This window comes from Mycobacterium sp., from assembly GCF_049278535.1.
In the GTDB taxonomy this organism is placed as follows: Bacteria; Actinomycetota; Actinomycetes; order Mycobacteriales; family Mycobacteriaceae; genus Mycobacterium.
Map to the genome: position 1 here is coordinate 1 of NZ_JBAPMI010000261.1, position 16,038 is coordinate 16,038.

A 16,038-nucleotide genomic window follows, 5' to 3' on the forward strand; every position below is an offset into this window, starting at 1 on the left:
ATGTAGTCGATCTCTGACGGCTGCAACCGCGCCGCGGCCAGCGCCGCGCGCAGGACCGCCTGCTGGGCCGGTCCGCTGGGCACGGTCTGCCCGCTGCTCGGACCGTCCTGATTCACCGCAGATCCTCGGACCAGGGCCAGCACCGTATCCCCGTCGCGGACAGCATCACTGAGGCGCTTGAGCACCACCACGCCGCAACCCTCGCTGCGCACATAGCCATTGGCGGCAGCGTCGAACGTCTTGCACTGGCCGTCGGGAGCCAGCATCCCCCACCGCGAGCAGGAGACGCTGTTTTCCGGAGTCAAGATCAGGTTGGTCCCGGCGGCCAGCGCCAGATCCGTTTCGCGACGGCGCAGGCTCTGGGTAGCCAGGTGGATGGCGACCAGCGACGACGAGCATGCGGTGTCGAGCACCACGGCCGGGCCGTGCACGCCAAGGAAATACGACAGCCGTCCCGCGGCGAAGTTCGACGCGTTGCCGAACGGCAGGTAGGGGTCGAAGTCTTCCGGGCGTACCACGCCGTCAGTCGAAAGCCAGTAGTAGTCGCTGGTGGTCAGACCGACGTAGATCCCGGTCTGACTGTTGCGAATCGCCTTGGGCGTGGCACCGGCGTTTTCCAGTGCCTCCCAGGAAACTTCAAGGAGCAGTCGCTGCTGGGGGTCCATCGCCACCGCTTCTCGCGGCGAGATCCAGAAGAACTCGGCATCGAATTCATCGGGGCGCCAGGAGGTGAGGAAGCCACCCTCCCGGTTGCAGATCGTGCCCGGCCGGGTGTGGTCCTCGGAGAAGTAGGCGTCGGCGTCCCAGCGGTCCTCGGGCACCCGGATCACGCCGCTGACCCCGTCATGCAGCAGCTGCCAGTAATCGTCGGGAGTGCTCACACCACCGGGGAGCCGGCAGGCCATCCCGACCACGGCGATCGGTTCGACGTCGGCCTTTTCGGCGATCTCCAGCCGAGCCGTCAGGTCATCGATCTTGCGTAGCGCCTCGGTGATGATCGCCCGACGATCTGGCGGTGCAGTCATCCCGCTCAACCCAGCCTTTCGGACAGCTCTTTGAGGAGTTCGTCATCGCTGAAGTCCTCGTAGTCGTCGGCACTTTCGTCCTCGGCGGCTTCGGCCACCTCCGGAAGAATGGTGGCCAGGTAATCGGACAACGCCTCGACGGTCGGATAGTCGAACACCACCGACGCGGGAAGCGTCTCACCCAGGCTGTCCGAGAGAGCACGCTGAAGGGTCACGCTCATCAGCGAGTCCATGCCGGACTGGAAGAAGCCCGCTGTCGGGTCGAGCAACTGCGACGACGCCAGCCCCATCGCGGCGACAACCTGCGCGGTGACGTGATCGACCAGAATGCCACTGCGACGGGTTGGTTCGGCCTCGCGCAACGCATCCCGGAATTCGGTGCTGCGCGCCGTCGAACTGTCGTCACTGCCACCCTTGCTCAACAGGTCGTCCACGATGCGCAGGGCTGCCCTGGTGCGGTACGCCGCGGCCAGCAAGGGCCAGTCGGCGGCGACGACAGTCGGACGCGCCTGGGCGCCGGGCCCGGTGAGCAACGGCAGCGCCTTGATGGCGACGTCGTCGGCCATCGGCTCCAGACCCGAAGCCAGGGTGACCTGACGTTCCTCTTCGGATTGAGTGTCGGACAACGACTTCCAGAGTCCCCAGTTGATCGCGGTAGCCGGAAGACCGGCGGCCCGCCGGGCCATCGCGAAGGTGTCCAGGAACGTGGTCGTCGCCGTGTAGTGCGCCAGCCACCGCGATCCGGTCAGACCGGAGATCGACGAGAACAGCACGAACTGCTCGACCGAGTGACGCAGCGACAGTCGGTGCAGCAGCGAGACCACGTCCAGCTTGGGCCGGAACATCGCGGTGACGTCGTCACTTGTCATCTCCAGCAACGTGATCGGGCCACCGCCGAAGGCCGCGACGTAGATGCCGGCCAGCGCTGGCAGGTCGGCGCCGAAGCGGTCGAACAGCGCGCTCATCGCGGATTCGTCGGCCGCGTCGGCCGCCGCCGTCATCACAGTGGTGCCGCCCGGCGCCAAGCGGGCGGCCAGATCATCCAGACGCGAACCGGGGTTGCGCGACACCGCGACGACGGTGCCCGCGCCCGAGTCGGACAGCTGCTGGATCAGGTGCGGCCCGATGTTACCAGTCGCGCCGATCACCAGATAGCTGCTGTCCTTGGACAATTCGGCAGGCGCGGTCGATGGCGGATATCCCTTGTGCAGTCGCGGAACGCGGCGCAGACCAGCCCGGTAGACGACCTGGTCTTCGTCGTCGGCGGCCTTCGCCTCGTCCACCACGTAGCGGGCAGCCAGTGCGTCGGGAACCGACTCGTCGACATCGATGACGCGACCCCAGAATTCGGGATGCTCCAGCGCCAGCGTGCGGCCCAGGCCCCACAGCACGGCGTGGGCGGGGTTGGCCCGGTCGCCCTCGGTGACCGGCTGTGCGTTGCGGGTAAGCAGATACAGGCGAGGTGCGACGCCCATCTCGGCGATCGCCGCGGTCAGTCGGCGTGCGGCATTGAAGAACTCATATCCCGCTTCGGCTTCGAACTGGCCACCGGCCGGCGGCGGTGCGTACAGCACATGGGTCACCCCGGCGAGCGCGTCGGTGATCGCCGCCGGGTCGGCGTCTTCGGCCAGCAGCGACGTCGACTCCACGTCCGCGGCGAACTCGTCGCCGAGGACGTGCCCGATCTCGGGCCCCAGCCCGGAGTCGGTGATCACCAGCCACGAGCTGTCAGCGTCGCCGTCAACCGCGGCAAGGGCGCGGGTCGGCCAGGACAGCTGGCAGTACCACTCCGACGGGATCGGCCCGTCGACAGATGCAACCGGATCGCCAACGGCGCCAGCCTGTCTGACCGATGAAATCGGCCGGGGGTTGACCCAGTGGTGGCCGTGGTGCCATGGCGTGGTCGGCAGCACGGGATGCGGCTCGACCGGGTGCGGGGTCTGCGGCGGATGACTGGTGTGGACGGTGTTGAGGTTGGTGTGGAAGCGGACGCCGTCGTCGCCGTCGCGCCACAGCGTTCCCACGCTGTGGTGATGGCTGGTGGGATCCAGCGTGTCGCCGACGGCGTGGGTCAGGATCGGATGCGCGCTGATCTCGACGAAGGTGCCGTGCTCCTCCGCGGCGGCGGTGACGGCCTGGCTGAGCAGTGCCGGCTGACGCACATTGGCGACCCAGTAGTCGGCATCCAGCATCGGCGACGTGACGCCCTCGGTGACCGTCGAATAGAACGGGATGGTCGGGATCTCGGGAGCCAAATCCTCCAGAGCCGAGCGCAATTCGTCCAGGATCGGGTCCATCAGCGCCGTGTGCGACGCCACCTCCATGTTGACCCGGCGGGCGAAACGATTCTGCGCGCTCACCGCGGCGATCACCGCGTCGACCGGGGCGACCGGGCCGGCGATCACTGTCTCGCGTGGCGAAATATAGCCCGCCACACTGACTTCGGGGTAGTCGGCAAGCAATGTCGCGGTTGCCTCGGGATCGAGTTTGAGCAACGCCACCGCGCCCTGGCCGGCCAGCTTCGACATCAACTGGGAACGGATGGCGATCACCCGCAGACCGTCGACCACGCTGAGCGCCCCGGCGACCACCGCCGCGGTGACCTCGCCCATCGAATGGCCGATCACCGCGTCCGGATGCACCCCGTACGAACGCCACAACTCGGTCAGCGCGAGCTGCAATCCCATCAGTACCGGCTGGACCTGCGCGTCGCCGCTGATCGCATGGCCGTTGGCGATGATCTCCTGCAGCGAAAACCCGACCTGGTCAACGAAAATCGGGTCCAGCTCGCCGATCGCCTCGGCGAACACCGGCTCGTCGGCCAGCAGCTGCCGACCCATGCCCGCCCAATGTGAACCCTGCCCCGGGTAGACGAACACGGTTCCGGGACTGCACGGTCCGTCGTGCGCGCCGACCACACCTTCGGCGGTGCGGCCGTCGGCCAGCGCCGTCAACTGCTCCACTGCCTGCGCCTTGTCGCGGGCGCAGACGGTGGCGAACTGAGGGTGGCGCTCACGGTGATAGTTGAGTGTGTGTGCCACATCGGGCAGTCGCACCTCGGCGCCCGCTCCCTGCAGCCACGTCGCGAGCGACCCGGCCTGCGAAGCGATCCGTTCATCGGACTTGCCGGACAACACCAACGTGGTTACCGCGGGGTCGGCCTCGCGGATGACCGGCACCGGGGCGGGGGCCTGCTCGATCACTGCATGCGCGTTCGTGCCACCGAAGCCGAACGACGAAACACCTGCCCGTCGCGGATGCTCGGTCTGCGGCCATTCCTGTTGCTCGGCAACCACTTTCAGACGCAGCTGGTCAAAGGCGATGTGCGGGTTGGGGGCCTTGTAGTGAAGACTTCCGGGGATGCTGCCCCGATGCACCGCGAGCACCGCTTTGATCAGGCCCGCCACGCCGGCCGCGGCTTCGAGGTGTCCGAGATTGGTTTTGACGGTGCCGATCAGCAGTGGCGCTTCTTCGGCGCGCCCGCGTCCCAGGACCGTGCCGAGCGCGCGCGCCTCGATCGGGTCGCCCAGTGGCGTGCCGGTTCCATGGGCCTCGACGTAGTCGACTTCCTGTGGTGACACGCCCGCATTGGTGTAGGCCGAGCGCAGCACCGCCATCTGAGCGGCGGGGTTGGGTGCCAACAGGCCGTTGGACCGGCCGTCCTGGTTGACCGCCGACCCGCGCACCACCGCCAGCAACCGATCGCCGTCGCGCACGGCGTCACTGAGTCGCTTGAGCACCACGACTCCGCAGCCCTCGCCGCGGATGAACCCGTCGGCGTCGGCGTCGAACGCATGGCAGGCACCGGTCGGCGACAGCGCGCCGGTCTGGTCGAACGCCCGGACGACGCTGGGCGCCAGCATCAGGTTCACACCAGCCGCCAGGGCGACGTCGGAGTCTCCGATGCGCAGGCTCTGGCAGGCCATGTGCAGCGCGACGATCGACGAGGAGCATGCGGTGTCCACGGTGATCGACGGCCCGCGCAAATCCAGGAAATACGACAACCGGTTGGCGATGATGCTCAGTGCGCCACCGGAGTTGGTCCAGGCGTCGACACCGGTCAGGTCCATGCCGGCCACGTATCCGTAGTCGGTGTAGCATGCACCGGCGAAGACACCGGTCTGCGAGCGGCGCAGCGAGCTCGGCGGAATTCCCGCGTGTTCCAGTGCCTCCCAGGCGACTTCAAGCAGCATGCGCTGCTGTGGATCCATCTTGGCGGCTTCGCGGATCGAGATGTCGAAGAATTCGGCGTCGAAGGCGTCGATGTCCGCCAGGTATCCGCCGAACTTGGTGGTGTGGCTCAGCGCCGCCGCGACCTCCGGCGTTCCGTCGTCGAACGGCGCCCAGCGCTCCGGCGGGACCTCGGTGACCCCGTTCTTGCCGTCGCACATGAACTGCCAGAACTCGTCCGGGCCGGAGACGCCGCCGGGGAATCGGCAGCCCAGACCGATCACCGCGATCGGCTCGCCGAGGTGGCTACGTTCCACCTCGAGCTCGGCCTCGCTGGCGAAGGAGTCGGTGCCGGTCAGGAACCGCGCCAGGTCGCTGATCGTCGGGTGCTGCCAGAACTCGACCGGTGAGACTTTGCGGCCGAGCAGCTCGGTCAGCTCGCCGGATAGCACAACCGCGTCGCGCGAGCCCAGACCGAGATCGCTCATCGGGGCGTCGAAGTCGATGTCGTAGAGACTGCACCCGACGTTGGTGACGAGGTAGTCAGCCAGCCAATGCCGTAGTGCGTCCTCGTCGTACGACGACGTCATCAAATGCCCCTCTCACTGCCAGCCGGAGCTGACTCGACGCTGTCGAACAGCTCGCTCAGCACGCCGCCGTCCGAATCCCCCAACACGTCGATCTCGCTGTCCGATTCTGTCTGCGGCAAAACCTTTTTCGCCAGGTGTTCTGCGAGTGCCACGATAGTCGGGTAGTTGAACAGCATCGTCGCGGACAGCTCGATCCCAACGAATTGCTCGGTGTCCCGGCGAACCGACATCGCCATCACCGAGTTCATGCCCAGCTCAGCGAACGGACGGTCGAGCTCGAGCTCGGATTCGGGCATCTGCAGTTCGCGCGCCAGGATGGCCCGCAGCCCGGCCTGCATCTCGCGAACCACGTCCTCGGCGGGCATCTCCGCCCAGGCCGGTGACGTGGCCTTTGGCTCGGTGTCCGCGGGTCCGTCCGCCGACGGCAGCGGTGCCATGACGGCCTGCGCGACGTCGTAGCGGGCAAGGTGGTCCCAGGCGGCAAAGGCTTCCTCGGCGCTGATCGGCCGTGACCCGAGCCGCTCGAGTTCTTGTAGCGCTATCTGCGCTTCGGCGCCGAAGCCAAGCCCGCGCCAGGCCACCCAGTCCTGGCTGACGGTGTGGCAGCCCTGCCGGTGCCGCAGTTGGGCCAGGCCGTCCAGGTAGGCGTTGGCCGCCGCGTAGGCGCCCTGGCCCGGGACACCGAACACGGCGCCGGCCGCGGCGGTCAGGAACAGGAAATCCAGGGTGCCGGGCGGGAAGGTCTGATGCAGCACCTGCGCGCCGGCGATCTTCGGCCATACGGTCTGCCGCAGGCGGTCTTCTTCGAGCTCGGTGAACAGGTGGGCGTCGGTGATACCGGCGCCGTGGACGACGCCGCGGATCGGCACAGCGCCCTCGGCGTCGCGTTTGGCCAGCAGGGCCTGCATGGCCTCGGGCGAGCCGATGTCGAGGGCCACGGCTTCGACGGCAACGCCGCGCATCTCCAGCGCCCGGACGGCGTCGATCTTCTGCTTGGTGTCGGCGTCGTTGGCGTCGCTGTCCCAGTCGCGCCGGGGCGGCAACGCGGTGCGGCCGGCCAGGATCACCCGCCGGGCACCGTGGTCGGCCAGCCAGCCGGCCGTCAGCAGACCAAGCGCACCCAGACCACCGGTGATCAGGTAGGCCGCATCCGGGCGGCACCGCAGTGGCTCGCGGACCGGCTCGCCGGATACCGGCGTCAGCGCCGGCGCCAGGAACTCACCGTCGCGCAGCGCCAGAATCGACTTCGCGGGCGTCCGCAGGACCGTAGCCAACGCGGACACCAGGCCACCGACGTCCGAGCCGTCCGGCAGGTCGATCAGGCCGCCCCACAGCTGCGGCTGCTCGGCCCGGATGACTCCGGCCGTTCCCCACATCGGGCTCTGCGCGACTGCGGCGTCCGAGCTGCCTTCACGAACACCGCGGGTGATGATCCACAGCGTGACCGGATGGCTTTCGTCGCGCTCGGCCAGCCCGCCGACCAGATCGACCAGCTCCATCGACATGCGCACTACGGCGTCGACATCGGTTTCACCGGAACGGGATTCCGCAACGTAGAGGACGTAGCGCGCGTCGGCGACGGCGGCCGACGTATAGCCGTCGCGAGTCAGCCCGTCGCGTAGCGTGCCGACAATATCGTTGTCGCCCAACACCGCAACCGTGCTCGGGCCGGCTTGGTCGGCGCCGCCCTCGTCCGGCGAAAAGGGTTGCCAGTCCAGCGCATGCACCATCGACGCGGGATCGTCGCTGCGGCCGGCCGCCGCTCTCGAATCCACCGCCGCGTAGCGAAGCCCGCGCACCTCGACGCACGTACTGCCGTCCGGCGCGGTCACCACGATGTCAACGATCAGCGCTTCGTCGCTGCCGTCGCGGCGGCGCACCTCGACGCGACCGCGCGGGTCGGCGAGATCGGCGTCGAACCGGACGCCGGCGACGGTGGCCGGTACCATCAGCCGCGGGTTCTCGCTGTCCAGCAGCCGGCCAATGTGAATTGCGGCATCCAGCAACGCAACTGACGAGGCTCGGGTGAGCTCGACGTCGGCGTGCAATTCGCCGGCCTTGGACTTGCACGAGTCGATCGACCAGCCGAACGGGCGTCCCTCGCTGCCCCAGGTCTGCCACAACGATGTCACCGAGTCGTCGGTGAACTCGGCGTCACCGGAACCGGCCACCGCGCTGCCGGTCGCCTGGTCGCCTTGCCCGCGGGTGATGCGAGCGGTGACATGCCGGATCCAGTGCTGGGCCGGACCGCCGGACGCAGCGCTCGACGACACAGTGACCGACCCACCGTCGGCAACCACCTGAACCACGCGCGGCTCGTCGACGACGATCGGGTACTCGAAGCGGATGTCGGATACCGCCGATCCGTCGCACTCGGCCGCCGCCTCCGAAAGCGTCTGCAGCAGAACGGATATCGGGATGATCTCCACGCCGTTGTTGTGGTGCGATCCCGGATACGGCTTGGTCGTCGGCGTCAGACGCGCCTGCCACAGATGCGCCGGCGGTGTCGCGGCGACCGGGATGTGCTGACCGAGCAGCGTGCCGGGCCGGGGCGCCGACTCGGCGGCCTTCACGAACTCCTCGGCGCTGATCCAGTGTTGGGTGTGATGCCACGGCGCGCCCGGGAGAACGGGATGCGGCTCGGGCGGGTGCGGCAGCGTGGGCGGGCGCCGGACGTGCGTGCGGTTGAGATTGGTGTGGAAGCTGACCGTGTCATCGTCCTTGCGCGACAACGTCCCAACGCTGTGGTGGTGGACGGACTCCAGTGTTTCGGTGACGGCGTGCGTCAGCGTGGGGTGCGGGCTGATTTCGATGAACGTGGCGTGCTGCTCGGCGGCGGCGCTGATGGCCTGGTGCAGCCGCACCGGCTTGCGCACGTTGTCAACCCAGTAGTCGGCATCCAGGGTAGGCGTCACGTTGGCGTCGGCAACGGTGGAGATGAATGGGATCGTTGGCGGCTTGGGCCTCAGATCGGCTAGCGCTGAACGCAATTCGGACAGAATGGGATCCATCAGCGCGGTGTGCGAGGCGACTTCCATGTTCACCCGCCGTGCGAAACGCTCCTGCGCACTCACGGCGCCGATCGCCGCGTCGACCTGTGCCACCGAGCCGGCGACCACCGTTTGGCGCGGCGACAGCAACCCGGCCACGCTTACTTCGGGATACTCGGCGAGCAACTCCTGCGCCGCGTCGGCGTCCATCTCCAGCAGCGCCACCGCGCCCTGGCCGGCCACCTGCGACATCAGCCGGGACCGGGTGCCGATCACCCGGAGGCCCTCGTCGGGAGTCAGTGCGCCGGCCACGACGGCCGCGGTCACCTCGCCCATCGAATGGCCGATCACCGCATCGGGTTCCACGCCGTAGGAACGCCACAGCGCGGTCAGCGCCAATTGCAGACCCATCAGCACCGGCTGGACCCGCGCGTCCCCGGTCACCCGCCGGCCTTCGGTCAGCACCTGCTGCAGGGAGTACCGCATGTGCTCGATGAACAGCGGCTCGAGCTCGGCGACCGCCGCGGCGAACGCCGGCTCGTCGGTCAGCAGTTGCCGGCCCATGCCGGGCCACTGCGACCCCTGGCCCGAATACACGAAGACCGTGCCCGGTTTGCACACACCCTCGTGGGGGCCGACCAGGCCGGGCGCCGACTGGCCGGCGGCCAACGCCTGCAGACCGGCGACGGCTTGGGCGCGATCGCGCGCGGACACGGTGGCGAATGTCTTGTGGTGAGTGCGGTGGTGGTTGAGCGTGTGGGCGACGTCGGTCAGCGACACCGCGGCGCCCTCGCCGATCATCCAGTCGGCAAGTGTGCCGGCCGTCGATGCGATCCGGCCCGGGGTCTTGCCCGACACCACCAAGGTGCTGATTACCGGTTCCGGTTGTGGCACAGTGTTTTTCGATGGCTCCGGTGCCGGAGCTTGCTCGATGACGACGTGCGCATTGGTGCCGCTGACCCCGAAGGACGACACTCCGGCCCGGCGCGCGCGCCTGACGGCGGGCCAGTCCATGCCGTCGGCGGCGATGGTGAATTTCGACGCGCCCTCGACGGCGTTCGGCGTGAGCTTGGTGAAATGCAGATGCTGCGGAATGTAACCGCGCTGCACGGTGAGAACGGTCTTGATGAAACCTGCGATGCCGGCGGCCGACTCCAGGTGACCGAGGTTGGTCTTGACCGACCCCAGTACCAGCGGCGCCGAGCCGTTGCGCTCACCGAAGACCTGGTGCAGCGCGCCCAATTCGATCGGGTCGCCCAATGCGGTGCCGGTGCCGTGCGCCTCGATGTAGTCGATGTCCGACGGCTCGAGTCGGGCGGCCGCCAAAGCCGAACGAACCACGGCCTGTTGGGCCGGACCGCTGGGCACGGTCTGCCCGCTACTGGGTCCGTCCTGGTTGACGGCCGATCCGCGCACCACCGCGAACACCGAATCGCCGTCGCGCATCGCATCGCCGAGCCGTTTGAGCACCACAACCCCGCAGCCCTCGCTGCGCACGTAGCCGTCGGCGCTGGCGTCGAAGGTCTTGCACCGGCCGTCTGGCGCCAACATCCCCCACCGCGAGGTGGCAACGCTGTTTTCCGGGCTCAACATCAGGTTGACCCCGGCCACCAGTGCCTGGTCGCTCTCCCGCCGGCGCAGGCTCTGACAGGCCAGATGCACCGTGACCAGTGACGACGAGCAGGCGGTGTCGAGAACGACTGCCGGGCCGTGGGCGCCCAAGAAATATGACAAGCGTCCGGCAGCAAAGTTCGCCGCGTTGCCGAACGGGACGTGCGGGTCGACCTCTTCCGGTGGCAGCCGGCCGGCCAGGGTCAGGGTGTAGTCGTAGGTGGTCATACCGACGAACACCGAGGTCTGGCTACCACGAATCATCGGCGCCGTGATGCCGGCGTTTTCCAGTGCCTCCCAAGTGACTTCGAGCAGGAGCCGCTGCTGCGGGTCCATCGCCGCGGCCTCCCGCGGGGAGATGCCGAAGAACTCGGCGTCGAACTCGTCGGGCCGCCACGAGGTGAGGAAACCACCCTCTTTGCTGATGATGGTTCCGGGCACCGAGTGGTCGTCCGAATAGAAAGCGTCGGCATCCCAGCGTCCCGACGGGACCGCGACGATGCCGCTCTCGCCGTCTTGCAGCAGCCGCCAGAACTGATCGGGAGTGTTCGCCCCGCCCGGGAGCCGGCAACCGATTCCCACCACCGCGATCGGCTCGGTGTCGCCCTTTTCGGCGATTTCCAGCCGAGCGGTCAGGTCGTCGATCTTGCGCAACGCCTCGGTGATAATGGCCCGACGGTCCGACGGTGCAGCAGTCATCGCCCTCCCCCCGGTCTGTCGGAAAGTTGTTGCAGTACCACACCGTGTGCGAGAAACGCCGCCTCGCGCACCGATGTCATCCGGGCGTATCCAGTCGGTTCGCGTCGTCGCGCCCACAACGTTCATCCCAGCCGAAGTGACTGATGTTACCGCCGCCACTCGGCTGTTGCCGAATGCACCCCCCCTGCACAGCGGGTATCGAAAATTCGTTGGATGACAATGGCTTTACTCCCGCTGCGGTGTAAAGCCGTTTGGATCCCACCATGCGGACCTGTCGGCATTGCCGACAAGCGTCACGCAGTGGAATCCAAACGGCTGAAGTCGTCCTGCTGGTAGACCTCAACACACGAGGACCGGCGGATCTTCCCGCTGGTGGTGATCGGAATCGAGCCAGGCGGAACCAGCACCAGATCGGCCACCCGAAGTCCGTGCGACTTCGAAATGGCTGACGTCACTTGTGCTCTCACATTGCGAAGGCGCTCCTGCATTTCCTCGGAGTTGCCCTTGTCCTTCATCTCCGCGATCACGACCAGCCGCTCGGTGCGGCCGTCCTCGATGGAGATGGCCGCGACACGGCCGCCGCTGATCTCCTGGGTGGTCGCCTCGATGTCGTCGGGGTAGTGGTTACGCCCGTCGACGATCAGCAGGTCCTTGATCCGGCCGATGATGAACAGCTCGCCCTCGTAGATGGTGCCCAAGTCACCGGTGCGAAGCCACGGGCCCAGCGGCGTGCCGGACGACGGGTCGACGAGCTGACCACCGAAGGTCTTCTGCGTCTGTTGCGGCTTGCGCCAGTAGCCCGCGGCGACGTTATCGCCGTGCAGCCAAATCTCGCCGACCATGCCGGCCGGGTTCTCGACGCGGTTCTCCGGGTCGACGATGCGGATCGTCGACGCGCGCGGGATGCCGACGCTGACCAGCTCGACGCCGGTCTCGTTGCCGCACGCCTCGGCGTGGCCGGCGGACAGCTTCTCGTAATCGAAGGTGGCCACCGTCGGGGGCCGCCCCGGTCCGGACGAGTTCACATAGACCATCGCCTCGGCCAGGCCGTACGACGGCTTCAGCGAGCTGGCCGGGAAGCCGAACTCCGAGAAGCGGTCGATGAACCGCCGGATCGTCGCCGCGTGCACCCGCTCGCTGCCGGACAGCACGGTGTGCACGCCGGACAGGTCGAGCCCGGCCATGTCCTCGTCGGTGGTCCGCCGCGCGGCCAGCTCGAACGCGAAGTTCGGCACCGCGGTGAACGTGCGGGTGTTGATGGCCAGTTCCTTGACCCAGCGTGCCGGGCGCTGCAAGAACGCCATCGGGCTCATCAGCACCGAGTGCAGACCGAGCGTGAGTGCGCCGGTGATGCCCAGCAGCAGGCCCATGTCGTGGTAGACCGGCAGCCAGGACACCAGGGTGGTGTCGGTCGGCGGGACCGCGCCCTCGGCCTCGAAGTAGTCCGCCTTCACCTGCTCGATGTTGGCCAGGATGTTCTTGTGCGTGACGACCACGGCCGCCGGCGAGCGCGTCGAACCGGAAGTGTACTGCAGCACAGCGTTCTTGGTCCGCGGCGCGGGCGGAGCCTGGAAGTTCGGCTCCACATCCAGGTCGAGGCTGTCGACCTCAATCAGCGCCGGCGCCGTGCCGGGCAGTGAACGGGCGCAGCTGGCAACGTCATCGACGACGGCCGTCGTGGTCAGCAGCACCGTAGGAGCGCAGTCCTGCAGGGCCGCCGTGGCTCGCTCGTCGTGGGCGCCGAACTGCGGGACGGGCAGCGGAACCGCCACGAGCCCGGCCTCTAACGCTGCGTAGAACGCGACGATGTAGTCGAGGCCCTGCGGCGCGAGGATGGCCGCCCGGTCCCCCGGCGCTCCGCAGGACGCGATCTCAGCGGCGAGCGCCTGCACCCGGCCGCAGAGCTCGAACCACGTGAGCGTCTGGGAGTAGCCGGCCGGGTCGATCTCGTAATCGCGGTACGTGTAGGCCGGCGCATCAGGTTGCTGCCGGGCCCAATCCCGCAGCACCGCGGGAATAGAGGCTTCGGTTACTACCATCGCGTCACCACCCCTTAAGACCTAGAGCCCGGACAGAAACTAGACGGGCGCTTGTGATGCAGGAGATTAACAGGGGCGTCGCACATCTCGGACCAAAAACCCAAGAATGTAATACGCGCGCCAAACAACTGCCCTGTTTCGCCAGCGTCATTGCTGGGATCATAGGTTTGCTATGCGGATCGCAACTGGCTGCGTGCACTTGCCGGCCGCGACGCCCCGACCTTACCCGAACGTCAGTTTATGCGCATAGTTTCGAATGCTTAAACGCTTTGCGAGAGCTTTCGGGTGGTGGCGAGGAGGATCCGGGCCCAGATGGCGGCTGCAAACCGCCGATGCGACGGTCACGGCGCCGATACGGCCGGTCTACCGGAGGCCTTCCCCAGGAAACCTCCCTCCAAGAGCGGGTTTGCTGGGTTTCGACACGCCGGTGGGCCGCTGTGGCGTTGTTCACCCCGCGGCTGCTGCCCAGTTCAGCCGTTCCGGCGCGTCGACGGGCTATCTCGTGCAGATCACGGGTAGCCGCGCCGTCCAACTTATCGGTATTCAAGTCCAAATTATTAGCCGCATAACTGGTCAGGAAAAAATGGCGATGCTGTTTGTACATCGCGATTGCAATGCGCCCGATTTTGACAACAATCGTTTTATTTAACGGACCACTCAGCCTCGACAAGAGGACAAGATCTTCGGCTCGATCTCGCCAACAAGCTCGGATATGTGGTCGGTCAGATAGAAATGGTGGCCGGGGAAAACTTTGATGCTGAACTCAGCTGTAGTCCGCTCCGACCAAGGCAGCACCTTCTCGTAGTTCGCGACTTCGTCATCGTTGCCCAGGAACGCTGAGATAGGACAGGACAACTTCACCTCGGGCGGGCAATCGTATTTCGAGATCGCTTTGAGCCCGCGCAACGTCGGAAGGATGCTGGCCGCGAATTCCTCGTTCTCCAGGAACTCGGGGTTGACGCCCGTCATCTCGCTCACCGCGGCGAGCAGTCCTTGGTCCGATTCGGGGATGTGCTCGTAGCCGACATGCCCGGGAGCTGCGGCGGCAGAGACGAACAGGGCCGCGATCGGGCTGCCCGCCGCCTCGAACCGGCGCGCGACCTCGAACGCCAGCAACCCACCCATGCTGTGGCCGAAGAACGCCAGCTTCTCGTCGGGATCGTCCGGCGGCTTGATCATCTGGCAAACCTTGTCGGCCAGATCGGAAATGGTGGTAAACGACCCAAGGTCGTGATTACCACCGCGGCCCGGATAGCGAACGGCGACGCGTTTGATATCGCTGGCAAAGGCTTTGGCGAAAGGAACGTAAAACTCTGCCGATCCTCCGGCGTGCGGAAAGATCAAGAGCTTCGGCGGCTGCCCGGTCACGCGGCAACGATACAGTCCCCAACTTGCCCGCCCGGCACGACGCGACGGTGGCCACTCGGACGACAACTAAACAGCGTTTCAGCTGACAATCATTAAAACCTGTGAGAAGGCAAAGAATCTACTGAGCTGTTTGCGGCCGACACGTTTCGCGATTCGGCTATCGCGACCGCCGAAAAAGCCTTACGATTCCTGCGACATCATGCGTGGCGACCACGCTAGGGGAGGTCTATCCAAACGCCCAGATTCCAGTACTCTTTGCAGGTAGTGCTGGTCGGGTCGTGGGAAAGGGTTTGACATGTTCGTAACTACACAGCCAGACGTCTTGCAGGGGGCTGCAGGCACGCTGTCCGGTATCGGGGACGCCATGGCGGCCCGCAACTCGGCCGCGGCCGCGCCGACCACGGGGCTCGCCCCGGCTGCCTCCGACCTCGTCTCGGCGATGACGGCGGCGCAGTTCGGTCAGCACGGCCTGACGTACCAGCAGATCGCCGCTCAGGCCGCGGAGGTCCACGAGCAGTTGGTGCAGGCACTGCGCTCCGGCGCCGGCGCGTACGCGCTGACCGAGGCAGCTAACGCCGCAGCATCCGTAATCGGTTAGCACCTAGATGAGCTTTTCGCTGATACCTCCGGAGATCAACTCCGCGCTGATGTACCAGGGCGCGGGGTCGGGTCCGTTGTTGGAGGCCGCGACGACATGGGATGAGCTGGCCGCCGACCTGGAGTCGACCGCCACTCAATACCAGACCGCGATCACCAACCTGACCACCGGCGCGTGGCTGGGTCCGACGTCGGCACACATGGCCTCGGCCGCCGAGCCGTACATCGCCTGGCTGCAGAGCACCGCGGCCGAAGCGGCGCAGACCGGCGCCCAGGCCAAGGCTGCTGCCGCCGCGTACCAGACTGCGTATGTCTCGATGGTTCCGCCGCCGCTGATTGCGGCCAACCGGGCCGAGCTGACCACCTTGGTGTCCAACAACTTCCTCGGCCAGAACACCGGGGCGATCGCCCAGAACGAAGCTGAGTACCTGGACATGTGGATCCAGGACGCCCTGGGCATGGACACCTACCATTCGAACTCCTCGACTGCATCAGGCGCGCTGCCCGCGCAGACGGCTGCACCGATGGTGACGAGTGGATCGCAGGCCCTCGCGGCGTCGGCGGTTCCGCAGGCGGCGGGTTCGACCAGCGGTGCCGACCTGTTTATGGCGGCGCTGCTCCAAGGCATTGCAAACTTGTTCGGTGGCACTGGCGCGAACCAGCTCGGTTCGTTGGCCGGTTTCGATACCTGGTTCCCGGCGGCGCTTTCGTCGATCGCCGCCAACCCGACTGCCGCGTTGCTTCCGATCCAGAGCACGTACTACATGGGCATGTTGGCCAGCACGCCCGCTCGTATGTTCATGAGCGGGGGCTCGGGCGGCGCTGGCGCCGGTGCGAGCGCCGACACGCTGGTCGCCATGAAGGACTCGCTGCTGGACAACGTCGCCAAGATGGTCGACGGCAAGGCCGCAACGGTGATGTCCGGTGTGGGTGGCCAGCTGTCCAAGTG

At 67.0% G+C, this 16,038-nt stretch carries 8 protein-coding genes; 3 read left to right on the forward strand and 5 right to left on the reverse strand.

Annotation, left to right across the window (positions count from 1 at the left end):
- From WAO18_RS17415 to WAO18_RS17430, 4 genes are all read right to left on the reverse strand, one after another.
- On the reverse strand, window positions 1-1,025 hold a 1,025-nt coding region (locus tag WAO18_RS17415), incomplete at its 3' end, for a polyketide synthase (protein ID WP_422207484.1).
- A gap of 5 nt (window positions 1,026-1,030) precedes the next feature.
- Complete coding sequence (locus WAO18_RS17420; RefSeq protein WP_422207485.1) at window positions 1,031-5,785, reverse strand: SDR family NAD(P)-dependent oxidoreductase; 4,755 nt, start codon at window positions 5,783-5,785, stop codon at window positions 1,031-1,033.
- Entirely contained in the window at window positions 5,785-11,085 is a 5,301-nt protein-coding gene (locus tag WAO18_RS17425) for a type I polyketide synthase (RefSeq protein WP_422207486.1), read from the reverse strand. Before WAO18_RS17425 ends, WAO18_RS17420 begins: the two co-directional genes overlap by 1 nt.
- Window positions 11,086-11,378: 293 nt before the next feature.
- Window positions 11,379-13,124: an AMP-binding protein gene (locus WAO18_RS17430; protein ID WP_422207487.1), complete on the reverse strand. Its 1,746-nt coding sequence runs from the start codon at window positions 13,122-13,124 to the stop codon at window positions 11,379-11,381.
- Window positions 13,125-13,530: 406 nt separating this feature from the next.
- Between WAO18_RS17430 and WAO18_RS17435 the strand changes: the two genes are divergently transcribed.
- On the forward strand, window positions 13,531-13,773 hold the full coding sequence (locus WAO18_RS17435) for a hypothetical protein (RefSeq protein ID WP_422207488.1): 243 nt from the start codon (window positions 13,531-13,533) through the stop codon (window positions 13,771-13,773).
- An 8-nt stretch (window positions 13,774-13,781) separates the two neighbouring features.
- On the opposite strand, the gene WAO18_RS17440 is transcribed toward WAO18_RS17435, so the two are convergent.
- Window positions 13,782-14,492, reverse strand: coding sequence for a thioesterase II family protein (locus WAO18_RS17440; protein WP_422207489.1), 711 nt, complete (start codon window positions 14,490-14,492; stop codon window positions 13,782-13,784).
- A gap of 295 nt (window positions 14,493-14,787) precedes the next feature.
- Between WAO18_RS17440 and WAO18_RS17445 the strand changes: the two genes are divergently transcribed.
- Window positions 14,788-15,090 (forward strand): PE family protein, encoded by a 303-nt coding sequence (locus tag WAO18_RS17445; RefSeq protein ID WP_422207490.1) that lies wholly within the window; start codon window positions 14,788-14,790, stop codon window positions 15,088-15,090.
- Between the two features lie 7 nt (window positions 15,091-15,097).
- Window positions 15,098-16,038 (forward strand): PPE family protein (locus WAO18_RS17450; protein ID WP_422207491.1); only part of this gene is annotated, 941 nt, incomplete at its 3' end.

Bases quoted from the DNA above. Each gene is read 5' to 3' on its own strand.
- WAO18_RS17420 (WP_422207485.1), bottom strand. From the start codon at position 5,785: ATGACGTCGTCGTACGACGAGGACGCACTACGGCATTGGCTGGCTGAC.
- WAO18_RS17425 (WP_422207486.1), bottom strand. From the start codon at position 11,085: ATGACTGCTGCACCGTCGGACCGTCGGGCCATTATCACCGAGGCGTTG.
- WAO18_RS17430 (WP_422207487.1), bottom strand. From the start codon at position 13,124: ATGGTAGTAACCGAAGCCTCTATTCCCGCGGTGCTGCGGGATTGGGCC.
- WAO18_RS17445 (WP_422207490.1), top strand. From the start codon at position 14,788: ATGTTCGTAACTACACAGCCAGACGTCTTGCAGGGGGCTGCAGGCACG.